This window comes from Streptomyces sp. NRRL S-31 (assembly GCF_000718775.1).
Taxonomy (GTDB): Bacteria; Actinomycetota; Actinomycetes; order Streptomycetales; family Streptomycetaceae; genus Streptomyces.
Window position 1 is genome coordinate 1 of sequence record NZ_JOCB01000092.1, and the last position, 25,936, is coordinate 25,936.

Genomic DNA, 25,936 nt, shown 5'->3' on the forward strand with positions numbered 1-25,936 from the left:
ACTCTATCAGATCTTTTCTCGATCCGATTTCCTCGGTGCTTTCCAGGTCTTCGCTTTCGCGTTTCCCTTTCCGGCGGTTCCGACTTTATCAGAAGTTCTGAGCCGGTTTTCCCACCCGCTCCGGGCGACCTTGTCCAGCACGCGAAGTGCTGGGGTTCCCGGTTGGGCGGAGCCGTAAACGTACTGGAGCGGGGCGCCGCGATGCAAATCGAGGCGCCCCGCTCCCGTCGCACGGTGGTGGGTCGTCAGACCTCCACGACCACCGGCAGGATCATCGGCCTGCGGCGATACGTGTCGGAGACCCACTTGCCGAGGGTCCGCCGGATCAGCTGCTGGAGCTGGTGGGGCTCCACGACGCCGTCCTGGGCGGACCGCTCCAGGGTTTCCGTGATCTTCGGGAGCACGTCGGCGAAGGCCGAGTCCTCGATGCCGGAACCGCGGGCCTGGACGTGCGGCCCACCGGTGATCTTGCCGGTGGAGGCGTCCACGACCACGAAGACCGAGATGATGCCCTCGTCCCCGAGGATCTTGCGGTCCTTCAGGGCCGGCTCGCCCACGTCGCCGACGGAGAGGCCGTCGACGTAGACGTATCCCGCCTGGACCTTGCCGGAGATCCTGGCCTTGCCCTGGACGAGGTCGACCACCACGCCGTCCTCGGCGATGACGATCCGGTCGTGCGGCACGCCCGTGAGCGCGCCCAGCTCGGCGTTGGCGCGCAGGTGGCGCCATTCACCGTGGACCGGCATCAGGTTCTTCGGGCGGCAGATGTTGTAGAAGTACAGCAGCTCGCCCGCGGACGCGTGGCCGGAGACGTGCACCTTGGCGTTGCCCTTGTGGACGACGTTGGCGCCCCAGCGGGTCAGGCCGTTGATCACGCGGTAGACCGCGTTCTCGTTCCCGGGGATCAGCGAGGAGGCGAGGATGACCGTGTCGCCGTCGACGATGCGGATCTGGTGGTCGCGGTTGGCCATCCGGGACAGGGCCGCCATCGGTTCGCCCTGGGAGCCGGTGCAGACCAGGACCACCTCGTGGTCGGGCAGGTCGTCCAGCGTCTTGACGTCGACGACCAGGCCCGGCGGCACCTTCAGGTAGCCGAGGTCGCGGGCGATGCCCATGTTGCGGACCATGGAGCGGCCGACGAAGGCGACCCGGCGGCCGTACTCGTGCGCGGCGTCCAGGATCTGCTGGATGCGGTGGACGTGGCTGGCGAAGCTCGCCACGATGATCCGCTTGCGGGCGCCGCCGAAGACCTGCCGCAGGACGTTGGAGATGTCGCGCTCGTGCGGGGTGAACCCCGGGACCTCGGCGTTCGTGGAGTCGCTGAGGAGGAGGTCGATGCCCTCCTCGCTCAGCCGCGCGAAGGCGTGCAGGTCGGTGAGGCGGTTGTCCAGCGGGAGCTGGTCCATCTTGAAGTCGCCGGTGTGCACCACCATGCCCGCGGGGGTGCGGATGGCGACGGCCAGGGCGTCCGGGATGGAGTGGTTGACGGCGACGAACTCGCAGTCGAAGGGGCCGATGCGCTCGCGGTTCCCCTCCGCCACCTCCAGGGTGTACGGCCGGATGCGGTGCTCCTGGAGCTTGGCCTCGATCAGGGCGAGCGTGAGCTTGGAGCCGATCAGCGGGATGTCCGGCTTCTCGCGGAGCAGGAAGGGGACGCCGCCGATGTGGTCCTCGTGACCATGGGTGAGGACGATGCCCTCGATGTCGTCCAGGCGGTCCCGGATGGACGAGAAGTCCGGCAGGATCAGGTCGATCCCGGGCTGCTCCTCCTCGGGGAAGAGCACTCCGCAGTCGACGATCAGCAGACGGCCGTCGTACTCGAAGACCGTCATGTTGCGGCCGATCTCGCCGAGGCCGCCGAGCGGGGTGACCCGCAGGCCGCCCTTGGGGAGCGGCGGCGGCGGGCCGAGTTCGGGATGCGGATGACTCAAAAGACCCTCCTCAACCACGCGCGCCACGTACCGGTCGGGCACGTGGCGCGCATGACGTTCGTGCAGAAGCAGTTGTCGTTATGGGTGCAGGCACCGGTGGCCTGCTGTGCGGTTGTCCGATTCAGTTGTGAAGCCCGTGTGGTGCCAAGTCTGTTGTCAGAGCTGTACCCCGCCCGCAGCAAGATCGATCTTGAGCTGGGCGATCTCCTCGGGCGAGCACTCGACCATGGGCGAGCGCAGCGGTCCGGCCGGCAGGCCCTGGAGCGCGAGCGCGGCCTTGGCGGTCATCACGCCCTGGGTCCGGAACATGCCGGTGTAGACCGGGAGCAGCTTCTGGTGGATCTCGGTGGCCTTGACGACGTCACCGGAGGTGTACGCGTCCACCAGGGCGCGCAGGTCGGGAGTGACCAGGTGGCCGACGACCGAGACGAAGCCGACCGCGCCCACGGAGAGCAGCGGGAGGTTCAGCATGTCGTCGCCGGAGTACCAGGCGAGGCCGGAGCGGGCGATGGCCCAGCCGGCCCGGCCGAGGTCGCCCTTGGCGTCCTTGTTGGCGACGATGCGGGGGTGCTCGGCGAGCCGGACGAGGGTCTCCGTGCTGATCGGGACGCCGCTGCGGCCGGGGATGTCGTAGAGCATGACCGGCAGGCCGGTGGCGTCGGCGACGGCCGTGAAGTGCCGGTACAAGCCCTCCTGCGGCGGCTTGTTGTAGTACGGCGTGACGACCAGGAGGCCGTGGGCGCCGAGGCGCTCGGCCTCGCGGGCCAGCTCGACGCTGTGGTGGGTGTCGTTGGTTCCGACGCCGGCGACGACGTGCGCGCGGTCGCCGACGGCCTCCAGGACGGCTCGAACGAGGTCCGCTTTCTCCGCATCGCTGGTGGTGGGGGACTCGCCGGTGGTGCCGTTGACGACCAGGCCGTCGTTGCCTGCGTCCACCAGGTGGGCGGCGAGCCGCTGCGCGCCGTCGAGGTCGAGTGCGCCGTCCGCCGTGAAGGGCGTGACCATGGCGGTGAGGACCCGCCCGAAGGGGGTCTGCGGAGTCGAGGTCGGAGCCATGGGTAACACGCTACTCGGTGCTCGATGCCCGGTGCGCCCGCGGGGTGCCGGGAAAGTCAGGACAAAGATGGAGCCCGGCACTGCCTGCTCGGGGGTTCAAGCAGTGCCGGGTCCGTTTGATCAGGCTAGATGAACTTCTCTTAATGCCGCAATACGGACACTTCGCGCGGCTGATCCGTACGCCCGTTCCCGGGGGGCCCAGGGCTTCGCTACGGGGCCACACGCCCGTTCGCGTTGAAGGCGGCGTACGTCAGCGGCATGAGCCTCGCCCACTCCGCCTCCATCTTCTCGCCCACCATCTCGATCTCCCGCTGCGGGAAGGAGGGCACCTTGGCCAGCTCGTGCTGGGTGCGCAGACCGAGGAAGTGCATCAGGGAGCGCGCGTTGCAGGTGGCGTACATCGAGGAGTACAGGCCGACGGGGAGGACCGAGCGGGCGACCTCCCGGGCCACGCCCTGGGCGAGCATTTGCCGGTAGGTCGCGTACGCCTGGCGGTACGACTCCTCCATGGCGTGCCCGACCAGCTCGTGCTGCTCCTTGGTGCCCTCCACGAAGACGTACTTGCCCGGGCGTCCCTGCTGCACCAGCTTGCGGGACTCGTCGGGGACGTAGAAGACCGGCTGGAGCTCGCGGTAGCGGCCCGACTCCTCGTTGTACGACCAGCCCACCCGGTGCCGCATGAACTCGCGGAAGACGAAGATCGGGGCGCTGATGAAGAAGGTCATCGAGTTGTGCTCGAACGGGCTGCCGTGCCGGTCGCGCATCAGGAAGTTGATCAGACCCTTGGAGCGCTCCGGGTCCTTGTCCAGCTCGTCCAGGGACTGCTCCCCGAGGGTCGACACACGGGCGGCGAAGAGCACGTCGGAGTCGGTCGCGCTGTGCTTGACCAGTTCGACGGTGACATCACCGCGCAGATCGATCTTGAACTCGTCGTCCGGGGTGCTGGTCACGAGGGTCCTTCCATCACTTCTGGGATTCGCGCCCACTGTATCGGGGCACCCGCCGCGGACCCGAACCGTGACCTCGCCGCACGAGTTTTCCCGACATGGGCACCTTTTGTGCCCCTAGAGCGTCTGTATCGGTGAGGACCACACATTCGACCCCGAGAGGAGAGGTGCTTCCTCCATGTTCCGTCGGCGTGAGCCCGTGCCCTTCGCCTTCCTGGCCGAGGCGGACCGGTTCCGCAGCAATGTCACTCCCCCGCCCCGCCCGCGGGCGTCCTTCGGCGAGCTGGCCGGACGCTGGCTGCTGGGTCTGACCCTGGTCGCCGGGCTGGTGGGAGCCCTGATCGTCGGCACACCGGCGCTCTCCTCGCCGGCCACCTCGCCGGCCCAGCAGTCCCAGGCGTCCCAGGGGCGCTGAGCGGGGGCCGTCGCGCGGGGGGCTTACTCTTCCGGACGCTCACGGCTGGTGAGCGGTATCACGGCCGGATAGCCTCACCGGCACAGCCCACGCGAGGACCGAGTGAGGTACCAGCCGTGCCCCTGCCCTTCCTGACGGCCGAACGCGACCACGCCTTCGAGACGGTGGCGCGGAGCGCGCTGCCGTACGACGATCCGGAGCACTGGCGGCGGCCCTACCGGCCCGGGCCCTGGCGTGTGGGCACGGCCGCGCTGTGGCTGCTGCTCGCCTCGTTCGTCCTGTTCGCCGCGGTGCTCATCGCGCTGACCGGCTCGGTGTCCACCGCGGCGGTGGTCCTCGTCCTGGGTCTGGCGATCGTCGTGGGCGCGCTGCGGCTGCTGCGCATGGGGGTCTGGGTGAGCGGGCGCGGGTTGCGCCGGACCGGCTTCCTGCTGACGCGGACGGTGCCGTGGGCCCGGGTCGTCTCGGTGCGGACGGTGCAGCAGCCGGTGCGCTGGCTGGGGCTGCCGCGCACGGTGCAGGGTCAGGCACTGGTGCTCGTCCGCGAGGACCGGTCCGCCGATGACACCCCGCCGCTGCTGACCACGCACGGTCTGGACTTCCTGGGCCGGCCGGTGGCCTTCGACCGGGCGGCGGACGCGGTGGAGGCGTGGGCGGCGGAGCAGCGGCACGGCTGACCCCCGGATGCACCGGGCTGCTCCGGCCGGCCCGGGGTACGGCGAAGGGGCCGGACCGCGTTCGTGCGGTCCGGCCCCTTCGTCGTACCCCCGCTCATGACCGTCCGGTGCGGCGGTCCGGGCGAACGGGCGCCGTGGGCCGCCCTTGCCGGCCGGCCCGTCACACGCCCAGCGGCCTGCCGTCGTGCAGGGCGATGGCGCGTTGCATCGCCTTGCGGGCACGGGGGGTGTCGCGGGCGTCGTGGTAGGCGACGGCGAGGCGGAACCAGCAGCGCCAGTCGTCGGGGGACTCCTCCGTCTCGGCCTTGCGCCGGGCGAAGACCTCGTCGGCGGAGTCGCGGTCGATCCGGCCGCTGGGCAGGCGTCTCAGCTCGTCGGCCGGCAGGCCGCCCTCGGTGTCGAGTTCGGCGGCGAGCTGGTTGGCCTTGCGGACGAACTGGGTGTTCTTCCACAGGAACCACACGCCGATGACCGGCAGGACGAGCACCGCCACGCCGAAGGTGACGGTGAGGAGCGTGCCGGACTGGATGAGCATGACGCCGCGGCTGCCGACCAGGACGAAGTAGAAGACCAGGACGGCGGCCGTGACGAGGTAGGTGATCTTCGCGCGCATGACGTCTCGGGGATCAGCTCAGGTCCAGGAAGTGCTCCAGGCCGAACGTCAGGCCCGGAGTGGTCACCACGCGGCGGGCGCCGAGCAGGATGCCCGGCATGAAGCTGCTGTGGTGCAGGGAGTCGTGCCGGACGGTGAGGGTCTCGCCCTCGCCGCCGAGCAGCACCTCCTGGTGGGCCAGGAGGCCGCGCAGCCGGACGGCGTGGACGGGGACGCCGTCGACGCTGGCGCCCCGGGCGCCGTCCAGGGCGGTGACGGTCGCGTCCGGCGCGGGCGCCGTACCGGCCGCCCGGCGGGCCTCGGCGATGAGCTGGGCGGTGCGGGTGGCCGTACCGCTCGGGGCGTCCACCTTGTTCGGATGGTGCAGTTCGACCACCTCGACCGACTCGAAGTACGGCGCGGCGATCTGCGCGAACTTCATGGTCAGTACGGCGCCGATGGAGAAGTTCGGCGCGATGAGCACGCCGGTCCGAGGGGACTGGGCGAGCCAGCCCTCAAGCTGCGCGAGGCGCTCGTCGGTCCAGCCCGTCGTCCCGACCACGGCGTGGATGCCGTGGCGCACGCAGAAGTCGAGGTTGCCCATGACCGAGGCGGGGGTGGTCAGCTCCACGGCGACCTGGGCGCCGGACTCCGCCAGGGTCTCCAGCTTGTCGCCCCGGCCGAGGGCGGCGACCAGTTCCATGTCCTCCGCGGCCTCGACCGCCTTGACCGCCTCGGATCCGATCCGGCCCTTGGCACCGAGGACCGCCACGCGCAGCTTGCTCATGTTCCTGCTTCCTAACCGGTGGTGTTTCAGGCGACCGCGTCGTGCAGCCGGCCGGCCTGCTTGTCCTTGAGCGGGCCGATGACCGACAGCGACGGACGCTGTCCCAGGATGTCGCGGGCGACGAGGCGGACCTCGTCCGGGGTGACCGCGGCTATCTTCGCCAGCATCTCGTCCACCGACATCTGCTCGCCCCAGCACAGCTCGCTCTTGCCGATACGGTTCATCAGCGCGCCGGTGTCCTCGAGCCCCAGGACCGTGGAGCCCCTCAGCTGGCCGATCGCGCGGGCGATCTCGTCGTCGCCGAGACCGTTCTGCGCGACGTGGTCGAGTTCGTCCCGGCAGATCCTGAGCACGTCGTGCACCTGGCTGGGCCGGCAGCCGGCGTAGACGCCGAACAGGCCGCAGTCGGCGAAGCCGGAGGTGTACGAGTACACGCTGTAGGCGAGGCCGCGCTTCTCCCGGACCTCCTGGAAGAGGCGGGAGGACATGCCGCCGCCGAGGGCGGTGTTCAGTACGCCCATGGCCCAGCGGCGGTCGTCGGTGCGGGCGAGGCCGGGCATGCCGAGGACGACGTGCGCCTGCTCGGTCTTGCGGCCGAGCAGTTCGACCTTGCCGGAGGCGCGGATCGTACGGCGGCCGTCGCGCGGGCCGATGGGCTCCGCCCGCGGCGTGCGGAAGGCTCCCGCCTTCTCGAAGGCCGCGCGGACCTGGCGTACGACCTTGGCGTGGTCGATGTTGCCGGCGCAGGCGACCACGAGGTGGGTCGGGTCGTAGTGCTTGCGGTAGAAGCGGCGGATGCGGTCGGCGGTGAGGGCGTTGACCGTGTCGACCGTGCCGAGGACCGGGCGGCCGAGGGCGTTGTCGCCGAACATCGTGTGCGCGAACAGGTCGTGCACGCAGTCGCCCGGGTCGTCCTCGGTCATGGCGATCTCTTCGAGGATCGCGCCGCGCTCGACGTCGACGTCCTCCTCGCGGATCAGCGAGCCGGTCAGCATGTCGCAGACGACGTCGATGGCGAGGGGCAGGTCGGTGTCGAGCACGCGCGCGTAGTAGCACGTGTACTCCTTGGCCGTGAACGCGTTCATCTCGCCGCCGACGGCGTCGAGCGCGGCGGAGATGTCGAGGGCGCTGCGGCGGTCGGTGCCCTTGAAGAGCAGGTGCTCCAGGTAGTGCGTGGCGCCGTTCAGGGACGGGGTCTCGTCGCGGGAGCCGACGTGTGCCCAGATACCGAAGGTCGCGGAGCGGACCGAGGGCAGCGTCTCGGTGACGATGCGCAGGCCGCCCGGGAGGGTGGTCTTGCGGACCGTGCCGATGCCGCCGGTGCCCTGGATGAGGGTTTGGGTACGGGCGACGGCCCGCGCCTCCGAAGAGGGGCGGGCCGTCGCCTTGGAGCTACGGGAGGTCACTGCTCGGCGTCGTCCTTCGCCTCGTCAGAGCCTTCTTCGCCCTCGATCACCGGAATGAGGGACAGCTTGCCGCGGGAGTCGATCTCGGCGATCTCGACCTGGACCTTCTGGCCCACGCCGAGGACGTCCTCGACGTTCTCCACGCGCTTGCCGCCGGCGAGCTTGCGGATCTGCGAGATGTGCAGCAGACCGTCCTTGCCGGGCAGCAGGGAGACGAACGCGCCGAAGGTGGTCGTCTTGACGACCGTGCCCAGGTAGCGCTCGCCGACCTCGGGCATCGTCGGGTTGGCGATGCCGTTGATCGTGGCGCGGGCGGCCTCGGCGGCCGGGCCGTCGGAGGCGCCGATGTAGATCGTGCCGTCGTCCTCGATCGTGATCTCGGCGCCGGTGTCCTCCTGGATCTGGTTGATCATCTTGCCCTTGGGGCCGATGACCTCACCGATCTTGTCGACCGGGATCTTGACGGTGATGATCCGCGGAGCGTTCGGGGACATCTCGTCCGGACGGTCGATGGCCTCCATCATCACGTCGAGGATGTGCAGGCGGGCGTCGCGGGCCTGCTTGAGGGCCGCGGCCAGGACGGAGGCCGGGATGCCGTCCAGCTTGGTGTCGAGCTGGAGGGCGGTCACGAAGTCCTTGGTGCCGGCGACCTTGAAGTCCATGTCGCCGAAGGCGTCCTCGGCACCGAGGATGTCGGTGAGGGTGACGTAGTGCGTCTCGCCGTCGATCTCCTGGGAGATCAGGCCCATGGCGATACCGGCGACCGGGGCCTTCAGCGGCACACCGGCGTTCAGCAGCGACATGGTGGAGGCGCAGACCGAGCCCATGGACGTCGAGCCGTTGGAGCCGAGGGCCTCGGACACCTGGCGGATCGCGTAGGGGAACTCCTCGCGCGTCGGCAGCACCGGCACCAGGGCGCGCTCGGCGAGGGCGCCGTGGCCGATCTCGCGGCGCTTCGGGGAGCCGACGCGGCCGGTCTCACCGGTGGAGTACGGCGGGAAGTTGTAGTTGTGCATGTAGCGCTTGCGGGTCACCGGGGAGAGGGTGTCCAGCTGCTGCTCCATGCGGAGCATGTTGAGGGTGGTGACGCCCAGGATCTGGGTCTCGCCACGCTCGAACAGCGCGGAGCCGTGCACCCGCGGGATGGCCTCGACCTCGGCGGCGAGCGTACGGATGTCCGTCACGCCACGGCCGTCGATGCGCTTCTTCTCCTTGATGACGCGCTCGCGGACCAGGGCCTTGGTCAGCGAGCGGTACGCGGCGGAGATCTCCTTCTCGCGGCCCTCGAACTGCGGCAGGAGCTTCTCGGCGGCCAGACCCTTGACGCGGTCCAGCTCGGCCTCGCGCTCCTGCTTGCCGGCGATGGTGAGCGCCTGGGCCAGCTCGGGCTTGACCGCGGCGGCCAGGGCCTCGAGGACGTCGTCCTGGTGGTCCAGGAAGATCGGGAACTCGGCGGTCGGCTTGGCGGCCTTGGCGGCGAGGTCGGCCTGGGCGCGGCACAGCACCTTGATGAAGGGCTTCGCGGCGTCGAGACCGGCGGCGACGACCTCCTCGGTCGGCGCGTCGGCGCCGCCCTCGATCAGCTTGATGGTGCCCTCGGTGGCCTCCGCCTCGACCATCATGATCGCGACGTCGCCGTCCTCCAGCACACGGCCGGCGACGACCATGTCGAAGACGGCGTCCTCCAGCTCGGTGTGGGTCGGGAAGGCGACCCACTGGCCGCGGATCAGCGCGACGCGGACGCCGCCGATCGGGCCGGAGAAGGGCAGGCCGGCCAGCTGCGTGGACGCGGACGCGGCGTTGATCGCCACGACGTCGTACAGGTGGTCGGGGTTGAGCGCCATCACGGTGGCGACGACCTGGATCTCGTTGCGCAGGCCCTTCTTGAAGGACGGGCGCAGCGGGCGGTCGATCAGGCGGCAGGTGAGGATGGCGTCCTCGGAGGGACGGCCCTCACGGCGGAAGAAGCTGCCGGGGATCTTGCCGGCGGCGTACATCCGCTCCTCGACGTCCACCGTCAGGGGGAAGAAGTCGAGCTGGTCCTTGGGGTTCTTGGAGGCGGTGGTGGCCGACAGCACCATGGTGTCGTCGTCCAGGTACGCCACGGCGGAGCCGGCGGCCTGCTTGGCCAGGCGGCCCGTCTCGAAGCGGATCGTGCGGGTGCCGAAGGTGCCGTTGTCGATCACGGCTTCGGCGTAGTGGGTCTCGTTCTCCACTAGCGTTTTCTCCTCGTCTTCGTCCCGTCGCTGCCCGTGTGGCAGGGGGACGGTGGTGGAGAGGCGCTCCGCGCGGTGCGGGCCGGTCTTCGATCGAAGCACCCGGGGCTCGCTTCCCCCCGGGGGCCACTACCGAGGACCGGCGGCGGCTGCGTGCGCTCCTCCTCGTTCTGTGTCGTGCGTATTGCGTTCTGCTACCACACTACAAAGCGTGCGTGACAGTCCGCACGTTTCCGCCCGTACGGCCTCGTACGGCGGAGGTCACCGTGTGCGCGGGCGAGCCCCGCATACGGCAAAGGGAGCGGCCCCGGCATCTTCCGGGAACCGCTCCCCTCACGGCGTCCTACTTGGCGCCCGCCGCACCGCGGCGGATGCCGAGGCGGTCGACCAGCGCACGGAAGCGCTGGATGTCCTTCTTCGCCAGGTACTGGAGAAGGCGGCGGCGCTGACCGACGAGGATCAGCAGGCCACGGCGGGAGTGGTGGTCGTGCTTGTGGGTCTTGAGGTGCTCCGTCAGGTCGGAGATCCGACGGGAGAGCAGAGCGACCTGGACCTCGGGGGAGCCGGTGTCGCCCTCCTTGGTACCGAACTCGGAGATGATCTGCTTCTTCGTAACGGCGTCGAGCGACACGCGTACTCCTCAACAATCTGTGACTGGCCACCGAGTGCCCCCGGTCTGCGTCTCGGGGGAGCTTCCGTTACTCGGGAGGCGGGGATCCGCCGGGCGCGGCCTCCGGAACACCGAACGAGAACAACGAACGGTTCCGGGGGTGCGTACACGAACGGCCGTCACTCAGGGTACCAGGCGATGGCGGGGACCTTGCGCCCGGTCGGCGAAGCGGCCTGGTGGGGCGGCGCCCGCCACTAGGGTGAGCGCCTGACCGTACCTACCTCGGGAAGGGGTCGCTGCACATGGCGGAGTCGGAAGCGGAGATCAGGGCGCGCAAGGAGCGGGAGCGGGACGAGCTGTACGCGCTCGACATCTCCGGCGTCGAGTGGACCTGCGCTCCGGGCACGGAGCAGCACGAGGAGCGGGTGGAGATCGCGTACCTGCCCGGCGGCGCGGTGGCCATGCGGTCCTCCCTCGAGCCGGAGACCGTGCTGCGCTACACCGAGGCGGAGTGGCGCGCGTTCGTGCTGGGGGCGCGCGACGGGGAGTTCGACCTGAAGCCGATGGCGCACAACGGGGGCCTCGACGCGCAGTGAGCGGCACGCGGGCGGCGCGCGGGCGGTGTGCCGGCCGTCGCCCGGTGAACGCGAGGGGGCGGCACGCGCGCGCGTGCCGCCCCTTCCTGTTCGCGGTCCCGTCCGGGGTGCGGGCCGCCTAGGGGGTTTCGTTTGGATCAGGTCGGATCAGGCCGCGGCGTCCGGTGCGGTGCATCGCAAGGCGGAGGATCACCCGCGTACTGGGCGTACTCCACGAAGCCCTCGCAGATCTCCAGGAAGCGGCCCCAGAACGGGGTCAGTCCGCCGCGCGGCAGGATCAGCCCCAGGGCCGTCACCAGGGCGGCGGCCAGGGCGATGACCGCGATCAGCCAGACGGTGCGGATCTCGAGGTCGGTACGGTCGCCGGCCAGCGCCGCGCGCATGATGTGCTGCGGCGGGTTGAGGGCGAGGCCGAGGCCGAGCAGGACCAGACTGGTGAGGCCGGCGGCCAGCACGGGGGCGACCTGGGCGGTGTAGCGGAAGAGGCCCGCGCGCATGAGCATGGCGACGCCGGTGGCGAAGGCGAGCAGCTGGGCCCAGACGTCGTCGGAGAATCCCAGCACCGCCGACGCGCCGACCGCGAGCAGCGCACAGCCGCCGACCAGGCCGACCAGGAGTTCGTGGCCGCGCCGCGCCTGCGCCTCGACGCGCTCGGCGTCCACCGGCTCCTGCGGGGCGGACTCGGTGCCGTAGGCGGAGCGGGGGGCGCCGCCGCTGGGGTTCTCGAAGCCGATCGGCAGCCGCGCGAAGCGCATGGACATGCCGGGCAGGAAGGCGAGCGCGCCGACGGCGACCGGTGCGCACAGGGCGGCCGTCTCCCTGGGCGCCCAGTCGGTGAGGGTGGCGACGAAGACGGCGACCAGGGCGACCGTCGAGGCGAACACGAAGGCGACGAAGGGGCCGTCGCCGTGGGGTGAGCAGAGGGTGAGGACCAGGGCGGCGACGAGGACGGCCGCGCACGCCAGCAGGAACTGGAGCCTGCCGATGCCCTCGCCGGCGCCGAGCGGCAGCAGTCCGCTGCCGGCGACGCCGATGTTGGGCAGCGCGCCGAGGCCGAGGGCGACGGCCGAGCCGCGGTCGTCGTAGACGCGGGCGCGGACCGCGGAGAGCACGACCAGCAGGATGCCGGTGACGGCGGCGAGGATGCCGGCCAGGCCGTGCATGTCGTGGCGCGGGTCGGCGGTCCAGGCGACGAACGCGAGCAGCGCGGGCAGCACGCCGCCGCCGACCAGGCCGGCGGCCCGGGTCAGGTCGCCGCTCCACAGCTTGTGCTGCTTGCCGACGGAGGAGGCCACGGCCTCGGCGACGTCGTCGAAGACGGCCGGCGGCAGGGACTCCGCGAAGGGGCGCAGGGTGAGCAGTTCGCCGTCGAGGATGCGCTGGGCGGCGAAGGAGCGGGCGCTGTCCAGCACGGTGCCGTCGGTGCGGACGAGGTGGTAGCCGACCGGGGCGCCGGCCGCGGGGCTCTGCTGGGAGAGCCGGAGGATCTCCGGGTAGAGGTCGGCGACCGGGACGTCGTCGGGCAGTGCCACGTCGATACGGCTGTCCGGCGCGACGATGGTGACCCGGCAGAAGCCGAGTCCGTTGCCGGATCCGGAAGGGGCTCCCGTCCCGGGTCCGCCGGTGGCGGCGGCCGTCATGCTCACCTGCTGCTCCCCCTCAGTGGTGGTGGTGCGTCTATGTCGTGAAGGTCCCGTGCCGGTTCGCCCGGTGTGCGGGGATCCGGGTGCCGCACGGCGGGTTTCCGGCGTCCTCCCACCCCTGTGTCGAGGTGTTCGTCCCGGTATGACCGGCCGACTCGGCGTGTGCTCACGCGAACTTCCGGCACCCTACCGCTCACCCGTGCCGCGTGAACTCAGTAGGATCACGCGGCGGCCTGCGCTCGCCGGACACGGGGTGGCGGGCGGAACGCCTGGGTCGGGCAAGGGAATTGGTGAGCGGTGAGCCAGATTGTCGTGAAGCGCCCCCCTAGGGCGCTACCGTCCGAAGTGCCCACGGAAGAGGTCGTTGTCCAGCCACCGCCCGAATTGCCGCGGGGGCACCAGGAGAGCGTGCTGATGCAGCTCCTGCCCACCCTGGGCATGGGCGGTTCGGTGGTCTTCTTCTTCACGAACGGCCAGCCGTTCATGAAGATCATGGGCATGATCATGATCGCCTCCACGGTGGCGATGTCCGTGGCGATGGTGGTCCGCTTCCGCCGCGGCTCCCAGGGCCAGCTGGCCGACATGCGCCGCGACTACCTCAGCTATCTGTCGCAGACGCGCAAGTCCGCCGTGGCCGCGGCCGGCCGGCAGCGGGACGCGCAGTACTACCTGCACCCCTCCCCCGAGCAGCTGTGGGCCCTCGTCGCCGAGGGCAGCCGGGTGTGGGAGCGGCGGCCCGGCGACGAGGACTTCGCGCACGTGCGCATCGGGCTCGGTCCGCAGCCGCTGGCCACTCCCCTCGTCGCCCCGGAGACGGGCCCCGTCGAGCAGCTGGAGCCGCTGACCGCGGGCGCGATGCAGCGGTTCCTCGCCGCGCACAGCACCGTCGGCGACCTGCCGATGGCGGTGTCGCTGCGCGCCTTCTACCACGTCACGGTCAGCGGCGAACCGCACTCCGTCCGGGCCTCGGCGCGCGCCCTGGTCGGCTCGCTGGCCTCGCTGCACTCCCCGCAGGACCTGGTCATCGCGGTGGCCGCAGGCCGTGAGGCGCTGCCGCACTGGGACTGGGCGAAGTGGCTGCCGCACGTGCAGGCGCCCGGCGCGGTGGACGGCGCGGGCTCGCGCCGGCTGATCGGCACCGACCCGCGCGAACTGGAGGACCTGCTGGCCACCCGGCTCGGCGGCCGGCCGCGCTTCCACCCCGGCGCCGCGGCGCTGCTGGACGAGCCGCACATCGTGCTCGTCCTGGACGACCTGTCCCTGCTGCCGGACTCGGTGCTCGCCAATCCGGAGGGGCTCCAGGGCGTCACGCTGCTGGAGGTCGTCCCCGGCGACCTCACGACCGCGGGCGGCGACCTGTCCATCGTCGTCCAGCCCGGCCTGCTGCGCCTGGAGTCCGGGCACGGCGAGGTGTACGAGGGCAGCCCGGACGCCCTGTCCTACGAGTCCGCCGAGGCGCTGGCCCGGCAGCTGGCGCCGCTGCGCGTGGTGTCGGGCGGCGACGACGACGAGCCGCTCCTGGCCAACCTGGAGTTCACCGACCTGCTGGGGCTGGGGGACGCGGCGTCCGTCGACACCAAGCGGACCTGGCGCCCGCGCGCCCTCGCGGAACGCCTGCGGGTGCCGATCGGTCTCGGCGAGGACGGCCGGCCCGTGATGCTCGACCTGAAGGAGGCCGCGCAGGAGGGCATGGGCCCGCACGGCCTGTGCGTCGGCGCGACCGGTTCCGGCAAGTCGGAGCTGCTGCGCACGCTGGTGCTGGGCCTCGCGGTCACCCACTCCTCGGAGACCCTGAACTTCGTCCTCGCGGACTTCAAGGGCGGCGCCACCTTCGCCGGCATGGCGCAGATGCCGCACGTGGCGGCCGTCATCACCAACCTGGCGGACGACCTCACGCTGGTCGACCGGATGGGCGACTCGATCCGCGGCGAGCTGAACCGCCGCCAGGAGCTGCTGCGCGACGCGGGCAACTACGCCAACATCCACGACTACGAGAAGGCGCGCGCGGCGGGTGCCCCGCTCCAGCCGATCCCCTCGCTCGTCCTGGTGATCGACGAGTTCAGCGAGCTGCTGACCGCCAAGCCGGACTTCATCGAGATGTTCGTGCAGATCGGCCGGATCGGCCGGTCGCTCGGCGTGCACCTGCTGCTGGCCTCGCAGCGGCTGGAGGAGGGCCGGCTGCGCGGTCTGGAGACCTACCTGTCGTACCGGATCGGTCTGCGCACGTTCTCGGCGGCCGAGTCCCGCGCCGCGCTCGGCGTCCCCGACGCCTACGAACTGCCGAACGTCCCCGGTTCCGGCTTCCTGAAGTTCGGCACCGACGAGATGGTCCGGTTCAAGGCCGCGTACGTCTCGGGCGTGTACCGCTCGGGCGGCCGGCGCACGGACCTGACCGGCGGTCAGCTCCCCGTGGACCGCAGGCCGGTGCTGTTCACCGCCACCGAGGTGCCGGTGCGGTACACCGCGATCCCGCAGCAGCGCACACCGTCCGGGCCCGAGGTGGACGAGGCGCTCGCCGACACCGTCCTCGACGTGATCGTGCGCCGGCTGGAGGCGCAGGGCCCCGCGGCGCACCAGGTGTGGCTGCCGCCGCTGGAGAGCCCGCCGTCGCTGGACTCGCTGCTGCCGGGGCTGGCGGCGGTGCAGGGCCGCGGTCTGACCCAGCCGAACTACGAGGGCGCGGGCCGGCTGATCGTCCCGGCCGGTCTGGTCGACAAGCCGTACGAGCAGCGCCGCGACCGCCTCATGCTCGACTTCTCCGGCGCGGCGGGCCACATGCAGGTCATCGGCGGGCCCCAGTCCGGCAAGTCCACCTTCCTGCGCACGCTGATCTGCTCCTTCGCGCTGACGCACACCCCGTACGAGGTGCAGTTCTACGGCCTCGACTTCGGTGGCGGCGGCATGGCGGCGGTGGACGGCCTGCCGCACGTCGGCGGCATCGCCTCCCGTCTGGACCCGGAGCGGGTGCGCCGTACGGTCTCCGAGGTGTACGGCGTCCTGACCCGCCGCGAGGAGTACTTCCGCACGGCCGGCATCGCCTCGATCGCCGACTTCCGCGCCCGGCGCGCCCGCGGCGACATCCCGGTCACGGACCAGCCCTGGGGCGACGTGTTCCTGGTCATCGACGGCTGGGGCAACTTCCGCTCGGACTACGAGGCCCTGGAGTCCGCCGTCCTGGACATCGCCGCGCGCGGCCTCGGCTACGGCGTCCACGTCGTCATCACGGCGTCCCGCTCGATGGAGGTCCGGGCGAACCTCAAGGACCACCTGATGAACCGCCTGGAGCTGCGCCTGGGCGACGTGATGGACTCGGAGATCGACCGCAAGGTGGCCGCGAACGTGCCCGCCGGCGTGCCGGGCCGCGGTCTGTCCCCGCAGAAGACGCACTTCATGGCGGCGGTGCCGCGGATCGACGGGCTCACCTCCGACACGGACCTGGCCGAGGCCACGGCCGCGCTCACCACCGAGGTCGGACGCCACTGGCAGGCGCCGGGCGCGCCCAAGGTACGGCTGCTGCCGCGCCGGCTGGAGGCGGTCCGGCTGCCGCCGGGCGACCGTTTCCCGCAGCGGGGCGTCGCCTTCGCGCTGGACGAGGAGAACCTGGAGCCGGCCTTCGTCGACTTCGAACAGGACCCGTTCTTCCTCGTCTTCGGCGAGAGCGAGTCCGGCAAGTCCAACCTGCTGCGGCTGCTGCTCACGCAGCTGTCGCTGCGGTACGGCGGTGACGAGGCGAAGTTCTTCGTGGTGGACAACCGCCGCTCGCTGCTGGACGTCACGCCCGCGTCGCACCTCGCGGAGTACATCCCGATGTCCAGCCAGATGGACCACCACATGGCGGCGCTGGCCGACCTCATGCAGCGCCGCACCCCGACGGCCGACGTCACGCCGCAGCAGCTGCGGGACCGGAGCTGGTGGCGGGGCCCGCAGGTCTTCGTCGTCATCGACGACTACGACCTGGTCTCCACCTCCAGCGGCAACCCGCTCAGCGGTCTGACGGAGATGCTGCCCTTCGCCCGTGACGTCGGCGTCCGGTTCATCATCGCCCGCTCCTCCGCCGGCGCGGGCCGGGCCTCCTACGAGCCGTTCATGCAGCGCATGAAGGAACTCGGCGCCCAGGGCCTGGTGCTGGCCGGCGACCCGGCCGAGGGCGACATCCTCGGCGGGGTCCGCCCCCGGCCGATGCCCGCGGGCCGCGGCGTCTTCGTCTCCCGCAAGCGGGGCAAGCCGCTGGTGCAGACCGGGCTGGTGGACGTGGAGTACTGAGGCACCGGCTCGCCGGTACCCCGACGCCGTTCCGTCGCGGACACGGCCGTCGGGTACCGGGGAGGAACCGGCACGGCACCGGGTCCGGGGCGCTTGGGACGGCGATCAGCTCGGTCAGTTGGGGGCGGGCTCCGGGATCACGGGTGAGGCACCGGCCGAGCACGGTACGCAGGGCCGCCACCAGTTCCTCCCGCTCCGGAGTGGTGTGGCCCGTGGCCCGTGGCGGCGTACGCGAGCGTCGCGCCGAGGGCGTACACGTCCCCCATGGGCCGCGGGCGCCCGCCGGACGCCTGCTCCGGCGGCGGACTGCCCGCTTCCAGGCCCGGCAGCCCGGAGCGGGGCGTACCGTCCGGGGCGGCGGCGCGTACGGCGCCGTAGCAGGACAGGCGCGGCCCGTCGGCGGTGAGCAGAACGGCCGCCGGGGAGACGCCCGCGAAGGTCAGGCCCTGCCCGTGCAGGACCGCCAGGGTCTCGGCCAGGGCCACGCCGAGCGCGCGTACCGTCCGCTCCGGCAGCGGGCCGCCGTGTACCGCGAGGGCGGTCGGCAGCGGGAGGGCGGGCAGGTAGGGGCGGGCGTACCAGGCGGTCTCGCGGGGGCGGTCCCGCCGGGGGTCGCGAGGGCCGTGGCCGGTGCGGCGCAGGGGCCGAGGAGGTAGCGGGAGCCCTCGGCCTCGGCGAGGAAGCGCCGGGGATCGGCGCCGGGGTGCGGGAGGGAGAGCAGGACGGTGTGCCGGCCGTCGGCGCTGCGGGCGATGTACCGCCGCTCGGGGACCGGGATCCTGGTGCGGGGGTCGTCCAGCGCGGTGATCAGGGTGTACGGGCCCACCCACCATCGTGCCGTGGCGGGCCTGCCCGTTCCTCCCCCGGGTGCCGCGCCCGCGGCGCCCTCAGTGACGTGCATTCCCTGTCCTGGTCCCGTTCGTTCCTCCGCGGCGGCCGTCCGGCACGACAGGGGGTGGGCACCTCCCGTGCGTGCCCACCCCGCTGCCTTGACGTGCCGGTCGGCCCGGCCCGCCTCGGATTGCCTACATGAAGTAGCTGGCGGCCTTCCGGTCGCCGCCCTGGTAGTCGCCGCCGGCCGCGTGCACGACCTTGCCGATCTGCTTCAGGGCCTCGTGGATGCCCTGGGCCTCGCGGTCCCAGGCGGTCTGCTGCTCGGCGTAGGCGTTGTGGGCCTCGCCCTCCCACATGCTGGCGACGCCGGCGACCTTCCGCTTGATGGCCTCGAGGCTCTCTTCGAGCCGCTGCGCGTGGTTGGCGAGCTGGGTGGCGGTCTCGTCGAGGCTGCCGTACGAGACTTCGAGTTCGCCGCTGTTGTTGACGCCCATGATTGCTCCGTTGCTGAGAAGTGGTGACCTGGCGGGGATCAGTAGCTGGACAGCGCCGAGTGGGCGCCACCGAGCTCGACGTCGATGCTCTGGACCTGCGAGCGGACCTCGTCCTCCGTGCCGTCCTTGATCTTCCGGGTCGTGCTCATGGCCTCGATGAACTTGGCGAGGATGTTGCCGATCTTGACCATGCGCTCGTTGATCTCGGTCTGCTTGCTGTTGAAGGCGCCGGCGCCGATGCCCTTCCAGTTGCCCTCGAGGCTGTCGATGATGGCCTGGAGCTCCTTGAGCTGGCCCTTGATGCCCTCGAAACGGTGCAGAAGCTCCTTTTCGAGGACGATGATGTCCTTGTCACTTACCTTCTGGCGCTGCGTCGCCATTTCCATGCCCTTCTTTCGGGAACTGACCTTGCCGGGCGCTGAGTCATCAGTCAGGCGTCAGCACTGTTGGCAAGCGGACTTCTGCCCACTCGGCGAGTGAGCAGGTATGCGGGAGACGGTTCAGGCGTTGCGGCGTGCGCGCAGCACGGCGAAGCCGGCGCCTCCGATGACCAGTACGGCGGCTACGGCGCCGACGATCACCCAGGTCCGGGTGCCGCTGCCGGAGTCGGTGTCCTTCGCGGCGGCGGAGGTGGGACCGCTCGCGGAGCCTGCCTCCCCGGTGGGCTCGGCCGATGCCCCGGAGGAGGGCGCGGAGGAGGACGAGGGCGCGGCCGACGAGTCCTTGGTCGCCGTGATGTCCTCGTCCGGGTCCGCCCCGTTCTCGGCGGCGAGGGGGTCACGGTTGGCCGGCCCCGGGTTGATGTCCTTGTCGATCAGCACACGGCGGGGACGGATGATGCCGTAGCCGAGGTATTTGCTGGGCTTGTCCTTGGCCCAGGTGCGACCGGCCGTGTCGATGAAGGAGCGGAGGACCTGGTTGGCCGTCCAGTCGGGGTGCGCGGACCAGACCAGGGCTGCGGAGGCTGAGGCTATGGCGGAGGCGGGGCTGGTTCCGAATTGGGAGCAGTATTTCGTGAACGTGTTGTCGCACCAGCCTTGAATGTCGAGGCCGGGCGCCGAAAGGTCCACGTCATTCCCGTACGTGGAGAACTTGCCCACCGTGCCGGACTTGTCGATGGCGGCTACGCCGACAGCATACGGATCACCGGCCGGGTAACTGCGCTTGTTTGCCGCGTTTCCGTCGTTACCGACAGAGGCGAACAAGAGCTTGCCTTTGGAGGCCGCGTACTTGAGAGCCTCCTCCTCCTCGGATTCGTAGTACACGCTTCCGAAGGACATGTTGATGATCTTGGCGTCACTGTCGGCGGCGGCCCTGATGGCCTCGGCCGAATCGAGAGACTTCGCCCGCTCATCCTGGTCTTTCAGCTGATCAAGCCCCACACGAATAGGGATGATCTTCGCTCCGGGAGCGAGTCCCTTGATACCGCCGCCGGCCCCCGTACCCGCGATGATCTCGGCCATCGAAGTTCCATGGCCGTCATAATCCTGAGTGACGTGGTACGTCGCGTTTTTCGGCACCTCGTCGACCAGCACCTGGCCCTTGAGTGAAGGCGTCTCCGGGTTGACCCCGGTGTCAATGACCGCGACCTTCACCCCCTTGCCGGTGCTGTGCTTCCAAATCTCGTCGGCGCCCATGGCGTCCAGATACCACTGCTTCGACTGGACGTCATCCGACGCCACGGCTCCGGGAGCCAGTCCTGCCGACGCGATGACCAGCGTGCCCAGTACCGAGCACACGGCAGACAGCCGTCTCGCGTTGCGCCTCGTCAGGAGGACAGTCTTCAAGCCGCGTCGGTCGGTCCCTGGCTTCATGCCTGTGTACGTCCTCGCTCGTCTTCAGTCGCTCTTCTGGGGCACATCACGCCGCTGCTGCGACGAGCGGTGCTGTTCCGTCTGCGCGGACCCACCGGCCGGGACCTGCCGACCGCCCACCGCACCGCGGCCGAGCCCCGTGGCGCCGGTCTGGGAGCCCTTGTTCTGTGATCCGCCGGCGTTGCGCGACGCGCCGATGACGCCTTCGGGGTTGCTCGCCGAACGCAGTACGGCCTGGCTCGAACCGGGTTCCGTCTTCGCCTTGGGAGCGCCGACGACTCCGCGCTGACCGACGGCGCCCTTCGGCGGCGTGGAGGAAGCCGGCTCCTCGGCGCCGACGACCATACCGCGCGGCACCCGGGGGCTGGCCGTCCCTCCGGACGTACGGCCCGTGACGGGCTTGCCGCCCACGACACCGTTGCGCGCCGGACCGGTGGGGCCGGTCGTTCCGGTACGTCCACCAGGCGTGCCGGTGGTCTTCGGGGTCCCGCCGGTGACGGCGCGGCCCATCGGGGAGCGCCCGGTCTGAGTGGGGCCCCGCCCGCCGGGCTGCCCCGCCGGTGTCGCGCGGCCCATGGCACGGGCGGCCTGTCCCGTCGGCCCCTGGGTTGCCCGGCTACCGGGAAGGGAGCGCCCTGTCTGACCCGTGGGGCCCTGCGGGGTACGGCCGCCGGAGACGGTACGCCCGGGCTGGCCCGCCGGTCCCTGCGGCACACGGCCGCTTCCGTAAGGTCCGGTGCGTCCCTGCGCGGTCACCGGCGGCCGGCCACCCGGCCCGTAGCCGGGGGTGCGGCCGGAAGTCGGTGTGACGGGGGGCGCCATCGGCCCCGGAGGCAGCTGGCTGCCGCCCGTGGTCGTCGGCAGTGTGGGCGTGGGGGAAGCAGGCGGTGCGGTGGGTGTCTGGGGAGGCAGGGTGGTCGTGGTGTTGATCTCCGTGCCGACGTCATGGCCGGAGGGCGCGCCGGATTCGTGGACCTCCTTGACGGGCGATGCATGCCTGTCAGTCACGGTTCCACTCGCAGAGGCCGTGCCGTGGTGACGTTCCGCCGCGATCCCGTGGCTTCCTCCGACCAGCCCCGCACTCCTGCCGGGGGTGGAGGACCCGTCCGAACCGGCACCGCCCTTATAGCGGCCGCTCGGCCTCGGCACCCCCACATCCGGAATAGGCGTATAAGGCTTCGGATCCGTCTGCAAAGCCATGCCCAGTGCCATCGCGGACACCGAGTAGAACGACGCCAACCGGTTCACCTGGTTGATCGCCTCTTGCCGGTTCTTCTCGACCTTCAGCGCGGCGGCGTAGTCCGGGTCGTCCTCGACCTGCTTGGCCTTGGGCAGTTCATGGGGGCGCTTCTGGTCCGCCACGGGCCGGGGGTCGCGCTCCGGCATGGAGTTGCGCACGGACGCCAGTCCCGTGGCGGCCGCGGAGATCTCCGTGGCGGCGACGTCGGCGAAGGTCGCGAGCCCCTTCGTCCATTCGATGAGGCCGTCGGTCCAGGAGTGGAACTGCTCCGCGCCCCGGCCCTCCCAGTCGACGCCCTTGAGGTTCGTCTCCAGGTCCGTGGCCGCGTCGTGGATGGCCGTACGGGCATCCCACAGGGCCTTGCTGGCCGTCTCCAGGTGCTCCGGATTGGCGTGGTGGACCAGGTCGATCATCGCGTTGAGATCGTGGTTCTCGAAGTTGGTCCGGCCCGCGGACAGGGCCGCCCCGATCGGCGTGCCCCGGAACCCGTTCTGCACCCGGCTTATCGCGTTGACCAGGCCGACCTGGCGGTTGGCCTGGGCGACGTCGGTCTTGTACTCGGGCTGCTGCTGCCAGTTGTCAGTCAATGGAACCCGCCCCCGCGGACTTGTCGTCGCCGCTGTGCTCAGCGGTCTTGGCAGGCTTCTGCCCGGCGTGCCCGTCCTTCGGCTGCGTAGCCTCGTGGTGCTCCTGGTCGAGGTGCGAACGGATCGCCCAGAAGCGGCGGTGCACCTCGTCGTCCGTACCGTCGTACGTGACGTCGGCCGCGTGGGCCGCGAGCGTCAGCGCCTCGATCTGCAAGCCGAGGTTCTTCGACAGCGAGGTGAGGCGCTCGTGCACCTGCTCGTACTTGCCGTGCAGCTCGGTCGCCTCGTGGAAGGCAATGTTGGAACCGCTGAACGAGCCTGCGCTCAACGTGTGCGCCGCGAGCCTGGACGGACCGCCGGGAGCGCCTTCGAAGGCCTTCAGCGCGTCGTCCACCTTCTTCTTGAACTTGCCCAGCGCGTCGATGCCGCGCCGCATGCCCGAGCCGCCACCGTCGGCCACTGCGACCCCTTCCCCGTTTCCCCGTTTGTACAGCTGGACAGACCGGCCGGCACGCAGCCGCCCCCCGATCTATCGCCGACTACTGTAGTCACTGTGCAAAAGGCGGCCAACTGAACTTCACGACGGTTCAGTTGCGATGCCGTCCCGAAGTGACCGGCTCGCGGCTGCCGAAGACCGGCAACAGGGTCAATGGCGACAGATGGGGCGTGCCATCTCCGCAGAAGCTTCACATGCGGGACGGCGCCAGGGCCGTCGGAGCGGTCCGGGGCGGAACAGCGCGGCCTCATGACCCCGCCGGGACAGTCCGTAGGCGAACCACCGAAACCGCCTCCGCCGAATTTTCACGCTCGATACATCGCTTATGGCGGATATGGCGTGCATTCTCCTCGGGGGCGGTTGCTAGTTTGGCCCCACAGCGGACTCATCACGGGGGAAGGGGCCTTCCATGGCTTGGGACGAATGGGAGCAGCTCAAGGCGGAGGCTGCTCAGGGGCAGTCGACGCAGATGCGGATCAACCACCTCCCCGATCCGGGCAGTGGCGGCTCCTACGCCCTGCCGGGCAAGACCGGTGACCTCAAGGTCGGCCACAAGGACCTGGAGAAGATCGGCGGGGCCGCGCACCACCTCTACGACCAGCTCTGGGACAAGGCCCGCGTGGCGACCCCGAGCAGCGACTCCGCGGCCGGCGACCTCTCCAAGCAGGGCTTCGCCCTCGGCGCCGGGCTCCAGCACGTCTCGAACCGCTGGGATGAGCAGTTGAAGTCCCTCATGGACGCCTGCGCCCAGATCTCGAACCACATGCAGACCACCAAGGCCGTGCACGCGAACGACGAGCACTACATCCAGCGGCAGATGAGCAGCATCGACACGCTGGACGCCGGGTTCGACGAGCGGGTCGGGGCACCTGGCGGCAAGAACGACTACGGGGTCGACAAGAAGGGCCAGGGCAAGAAGAAGGAGTAGCGGCGTCGGGTCGCTGACGACACGACACGGACGATCACACCATCGGCACCGCTACCCCGGGACGAGCACCCATGGACTTCAACGCCCTTTACCACGCCAACTTCAAGCTGCTCGACGACGCCGTCAGCGACTGGTCGACGCTCGTCGACCACCTCGTGGACCTGAAGAAGGACGCCGAGGACGGCCTGCACAAGGCCGCCCTCAACGCCGACTGGGTCGGAGTCAACGCCCAGGTCTCCAAGCAGTTCATAGGCAAGACGGCCGGTGAGTTCGGCGACGCCCACACCCAGGCCACCACCATCCGCAACATCCTGCGCGACACCCGGGACGAGCTGAAGGCGTTCCACCAGCAGCTGACGGGCGCCGTCGCGCGCGGAGAGCAGAAGAACCTGACCGTCATCAACTCCGGCGACGGCAAGTTCACGGTGATGAGCAGCACACGGCCCGACTGGAGCTCGGATCCGAGCGGCAAGACGGGCGGGGCCGACCAGAAGGACGTCGACGCCCTCCGCGACGAGATCCAGGGCATCCTCAGCCGGGCCACCGAGAGCGACAACTCGGCCAAGACCGTCCTCATGGCGCTGGTCGACCAGGCCCGGATGGGCTTCTCCGACGCCCGGTACGAGGACCGGGACGCCGCGGCGACGGCCGTCAAGGAGGCCGACGAGATGGCCGCGCTCGCCAAGAAGGACCCGGACGACCTGTCGGTGAAGGACTTCGACCGGCTCAACGCGGGGCTGAAGAAGTACCACGACGACCCGTTGTTCTCGGAGCGGTTCGCGAAGGACCTCGGGCCGGAGAAGACGTTGTCCTTCTGGGCCAACGTCAGTGACTCCCAGGTCTCCCCCGAGATCAACCGGGAGCGGCGCGAGCAGCTGGGGGACCTGCAGAAGAACCTGAGTCTCACCCTCGCCTCCGCCAGCCGGAGCGACACGGCCGACATGACCGAGTGGAAGCGCCACATGGTCGACATCAGCGGCCAGGACGTCGGCGGCAAGCGGGGCGGCATCTTCGGCTACCAGGTCATGAGCAACCTGATGCGCGTGGGGGACTACGACGACGACTTCATGAAGCAGTACGGCAAGAGCCTCATGGAGAAGGAACGTCAGTTGACGCATGACGGTGATCACACGGCCTGGCAGCGGATGGGGTTCAGCCCTTACCTCAACCGCATGAAGGGCGGCGACTCCGGCTTCGACCCCCTGTCGGGCTACCTCCAGGGGCTCTCCCACAACCCCGGTGCCGCGACCGACTTCTTCAACGACGACTTCATCCCGAAGGACGGCGACCACAAGAAGGCCGTCTCCAACTTCAAGTACCTCTTCGAAGACCGCGATTGGCCGCACGAGAGCAACAACGACCTGAGCCGCGGCGAGAGCGACGACGGTCGCAACAACCTGGCGGCGGCGCTGGAGGCCGCCACGACGGGGCACCCCGCGGGGGAGCTGCCCACCTATGACACCCCCGCGCACACCCCCGGGCAGGCCAAGCTGTTCGAGAACATCGTGTCCTCGATCTCGGACGACAACGGCCGCCTCACGGACCACAGCTTCATGTCGGACAGCATGGGTCAGATCGCCTCCGAGTACCTTCCGGACATCGACCGTGCCACCACCGATGTGGACCGTCACCCCGGCAAGAACGACGCGGCCGGGCAGGCCGCGTGGGAGCGCCTCCAGAAGCTGTATCCCGTCCAGGGCGCGGCTGCCGAGGTGAACCACAGCGATGTCTCGCGGTTCCTGTTCGCGGTCGGCCAGGACCCACAAGGCTATGCCGCCGTCGAGGTGGGCCAGAAGAAGTACATGGCCAATCTCCTGGAGTACCACCTGAATCCGGATCTGCCGGAGAACCAACGGCCCGATCACGACATGGAGCTCACGGTCCGGGACATCGCGCGCCACTCCGGCCAGGTGTCGGGAACCCTGGCGATGGGACGCAACGAAGCGGTGGCGGGGCCGGCCGATCAGAAGGACAAGGACTTCGACCACTCGGTAGCCCAGTGGAAGAACCTCCTGAGCGGAACCGTCGGGACCGGCGTAGGCGTCGGAACGTCCTTCATCGCCTCTCCGGCGGTGGGTGCCGGAGTCGGTGGCGCCGCCGGGACCGCCACCAGCATGATGCTGGAGGAACTCTTCAAGGATGCCGAGGGTAGCGCCAAGGATGACGCGGGCCCGCGGATCGGCAAAGACTGGGAGAACGGCAACCAGGCCAACATGAAGTACACCAGTGCGGCCGCCTTCAACGCGGCCAAGCAGTACCACCTGAACGGTGACGTGGCCACATGGGCGGAGCAGTCCTCTTCCCAGGGTTTCCTGGAAGGCGGCGGTTACATGGAGCGGGTCGGCGCCGAGCTCGTCACGGACATCTGATGTCGGGATCGGGCTGGCCGGGAGAGGCAGGGGAC

Annotated in this window: 20 protein-coding genes and 1 pseudogene; 6 read left to right on the forward strand and 15 right to left on the reverse strand. The window is 70.3% G+C overall.

Going from position 1 to position 25,936, the window contains the following annotated elements; translation table 11 throughout:
- Positions 1-245: 245 nt before the first annotated feature.
- From IF37_RS0129745 to thyX, 3 genes are all read right to left on the reverse strand, one after another.
- Positions 246-1,931 (reverse strand): ribonuclease J, encoded by a 1,686-nt coding sequence (locus IF37_RS0129745; RefSeq protein WP_030749297.1) that lies wholly within the window; start codon positions 1,929-1,931, stop codon positions 246-248.
- Between the two features lie 156 nt (positions 1,932-2,087).
- A complete protein-coding gene (gene dapA / locus IF37_RS0129750) occupies positions 2,088-2,987 on the reverse strand; it encodes a 4-hydroxy-tetrahydrodipicolinate synthase (RefSeq protein ID WP_030749300.1) in 900 nt (299 codons plus the stop codon).
- Between the two features lie 209 nt (positions 2,988-3,196).
- A complete protein-coding gene (gene thyX, locus IF37_RS0129755) occupies positions 3,197-3,937 on the reverse strand; it encodes an FAD-dependent thymidylate synthase (RefSeq protein ID WP_030749303.1) in 741 nt (246 codons plus the stop codon).
- 175 nt (positions 3,938-4,112) lie between these two features.
- On the opposite strand from thyX, the gene IF37_RS0129760 reads away from it, so the two are divergent.
- Together IF37_RS0129760 and IF37_RS0129765 are read left to right on the forward strand one after the other, a co-directional pair.
- Positions 4,113-4,349: a hypothetical protein gene (locus tag IF37_RS0129760; protein ID WP_030749307.1), complete on the forward strand. Its 237-nt coding sequence runs from the start codon at positions 4,113-4,115 to the stop codon at positions 4,347-4,349.
- Positions 4,350-4,465: 116 nt separating this feature from the next.
- Entirely contained in the window at positions 4,466-5,026 is a 561-nt protein-coding gene (locus IF37_RS0129765) for a hypothetical protein (RefSeq protein WP_030749310.1), read from the forward strand.
- Between the two features lie 160 nt (positions 5,027-5,186).
- Here the strand turns inward: IF37_RS0129765 and IF37_RS0129770 are convergent, their stop codons facing one another.
- The 5 genes from IF37_RS0129770 to rpsO all read right to left on the reverse strand — a co-directional run bounded on the left by IF37_RS0129770 (position 5,187) and on the right by rpsO (position 10,658).
- The gene (locus tag IF37_RS0129770) at positions 5,187-5,639 is read right to left on the reverse strand and encodes a tetratricopeptide repeat protein (RefSeq protein WP_030749313.1); all 453 of its coding nucleotides are present in this window, start codon (positions 5,637-5,639) and stop codon (positions 5,187-5,189) included.
- 13 nt (positions 5,640-5,652) lie between these two features.
- On the reverse strand, positions 5,653-6,405 hold the full coding sequence (gene dapB / locus IF37_RS0129775) for a 4-hydroxy-tetrahydrodipicolinate reductase (protein ID WP_030749316.1): 753 nt from the start codon (positions 6,403-6,405) through the stop codon (positions 5,653-5,655).
- A 26-nt stretch (positions 6,406-6,431) separates the two neighbouring features.
- The gene (locus tag IF37_RS0129780) at positions 6,432-7,811 is read right to left on the reverse strand and encodes a pitrilysin family protein (protein ID WP_030749319.1); all 1,380 of its coding nucleotides are present in this window, start codon (positions 7,809-7,811) and stop codon (positions 6,432-6,434) included.
- Positions 7,808-10,027 carry a polyribonucleotide nucleotidyltransferase gene (locus tag IF37_RS0129785; protein ID WP_030749322.1) on the reverse strand — a complete coding sequence of 740 codons (2,220 nt, stop codon included), beginning with the start codon at positions 10,025-10,027 and terminating at the stop codon, positions 7,808-7,810. The genes IF37_RS0129780 and IF37_RS0129785 overlap by 4 nt, the downstream gene beginning before the upstream one ends.
- Positions 10,028-10,370: 343 nt before the next feature.
- A complete protein-coding gene (gene rpsO, locus IF37_RS0129790) occupies positions 10,371-10,658 on the reverse strand; it encodes a 30S ribosomal protein S15 (protein WP_018569362.1) in 288 nt (95 codons plus the stop codon).
- 281 nt (positions 10,659-10,939) lie between these two features.
- On the opposite strand from rpsO, the gene IF37_RS0129795 reads away from it, so the two are divergent.
- Positions 10,940-11,233, forward strand: a complete 294-nt coding sequence (locus tag IF37_RS0129795; RefSeq protein ID WP_030749326.1) for a DUF397 domain-containing protein — start codon at positions 10,940-10,942, stop codon at positions 11,231-11,233.
- 137 nt (positions 11,234-11,370) lie between these two features.
- Here the strand turns inward: IF37_RS0129795 and eccD are convergent, their stop codons facing one another.
- Positions 11,371-12,873 carry a type VII secretion integral membrane protein EccD gene (eccD, locus tag IF37_RS0129800; protein ID WP_367647132.1) on the reverse strand — a complete coding sequence of 501 codons (1,503 nt, stop codon included), beginning with the start codon at positions 12,871-12,873 and terminating at the stop codon, positions 11,371-11,373.
- Positions 12,874-13,173: 300 nt separating this feature from the next.
- Here eccD and eccCa point away from each other — a divergent pair, with 300 nt between their 5' ends.
- Complete coding sequence (eccCa, locus tag IF37_RS0129805) at positions 13,174-17,139, forward strand: type VII secretion protein EccCa (protein WP_030749332.1); 3,966 nt, start codon at positions 13,174-13,176, stop codon at positions 17,137-17,139.
- A 103-nt stretch (positions 17,140-17,242) separates the two neighbouring features.
- On the opposite strand, the pseudogene IF37_RS39870 reads toward eccCa, so the two are convergent.
- The 6 genes and pseudogenes from IF37_RS39870 to IF37_RS0129835 all read right to left on the reverse strand — a co-directional run.
- Positions 17,243-18,040: pseudogene (locus tag IF37_RS39870) on the reverse strand (serine/threonine protein kinase); the annotation flags it as partial.
- Positions 18,041-18,164: 124 nt separating this feature from the next.
- Positions 18,165-18,467, reverse strand: a complete 303-nt coding sequence (locus tag IF37_RS0129815) for a WXG100 family type VII secretion target (protein ID WP_030749335.1) — start codon at positions 18,465-18,467, stop codon at positions 18,165-18,167.
- A 38-nt stretch (positions 18,468-18,505) separates the two neighbouring features.
- Positions 18,506-18,853: a WXG100 family type VII secretion target gene (locus IF37_RS0129820; RefSeq protein ID WP_253915889.1), complete on the reverse strand. Its 348-nt coding sequence runs from the start codon at positions 18,851-18,853 to the stop codon at positions 18,506-18,508.
- 114 nt (positions 18,854-18,967) lie between these two features.
- The gene (locus IF37_RS0129825; RefSeq protein WP_030749347.1) at positions 18,968-20,149 is read right to left on the reverse strand and encodes a S8 family serine peptidase; all 1,182 of its coding nucleotides are present in this window, start codon (positions 20,147-20,149) and stop codon (positions 18,968-18,970) included.
- A 156-nt stretch (positions 20,150-20,305) separates the two neighbouring features.
- Positions 20,306-22,108, reverse strand: a complete 1,803-nt coding sequence (locus IF37_RS0129830) for a WXG100 family type VII secretion target (RefSeq protein ID WP_030749351.1) — start codon at positions 22,106-22,108, stop codon at positions 20,306-20,308.
- Positions 22,101-22,568 carry a hypothetical protein gene (locus tag IF37_RS0129835; protein WP_253915890.1) on the reverse strand — a complete coding sequence of 156 codons (468 nt, stop codon included), beginning with the start codon at positions 22,566-22,568 and terminating at the stop codon, positions 22,101-22,103. Before IF37_RS0129835 ends, IF37_RS0129830 begins: the two co-directional genes overlap by 8 nt.
- 445 nt (positions 22,569-23,013) lie before the next feature.
- On the opposite strand from IF37_RS0129835, the gene IF37_RS0129840 reads away from it, so the two are divergent.
- Together IF37_RS0129840 and IF37_RS0129845 are read left to right on the forward strand one after the other, a co-directional pair.
- Positions 23,014-23,532 (forward strand): hypothetical protein, encoded by a 519-nt coding sequence (locus IF37_RS0129840; RefSeq protein ID WP_030749358.1) that lies wholly within the window; start codon positions 23,014-23,016, stop codon positions 23,530-23,532.
- A 71-nt stretch (positions 23,533-23,603) separates the two neighbouring features.
- Positions 23,604-25,901, forward strand: a complete 2,298-nt coding sequence (locus IF37_RS0129845; protein ID WP_030749361.1) for a DUF6571 family protein — start codon at positions 23,604-23,606, stop codon at positions 25,899-25,901.
- The last annotated feature ends 35 nt before the right edge of the window (positions 25,902-25,936 follow it).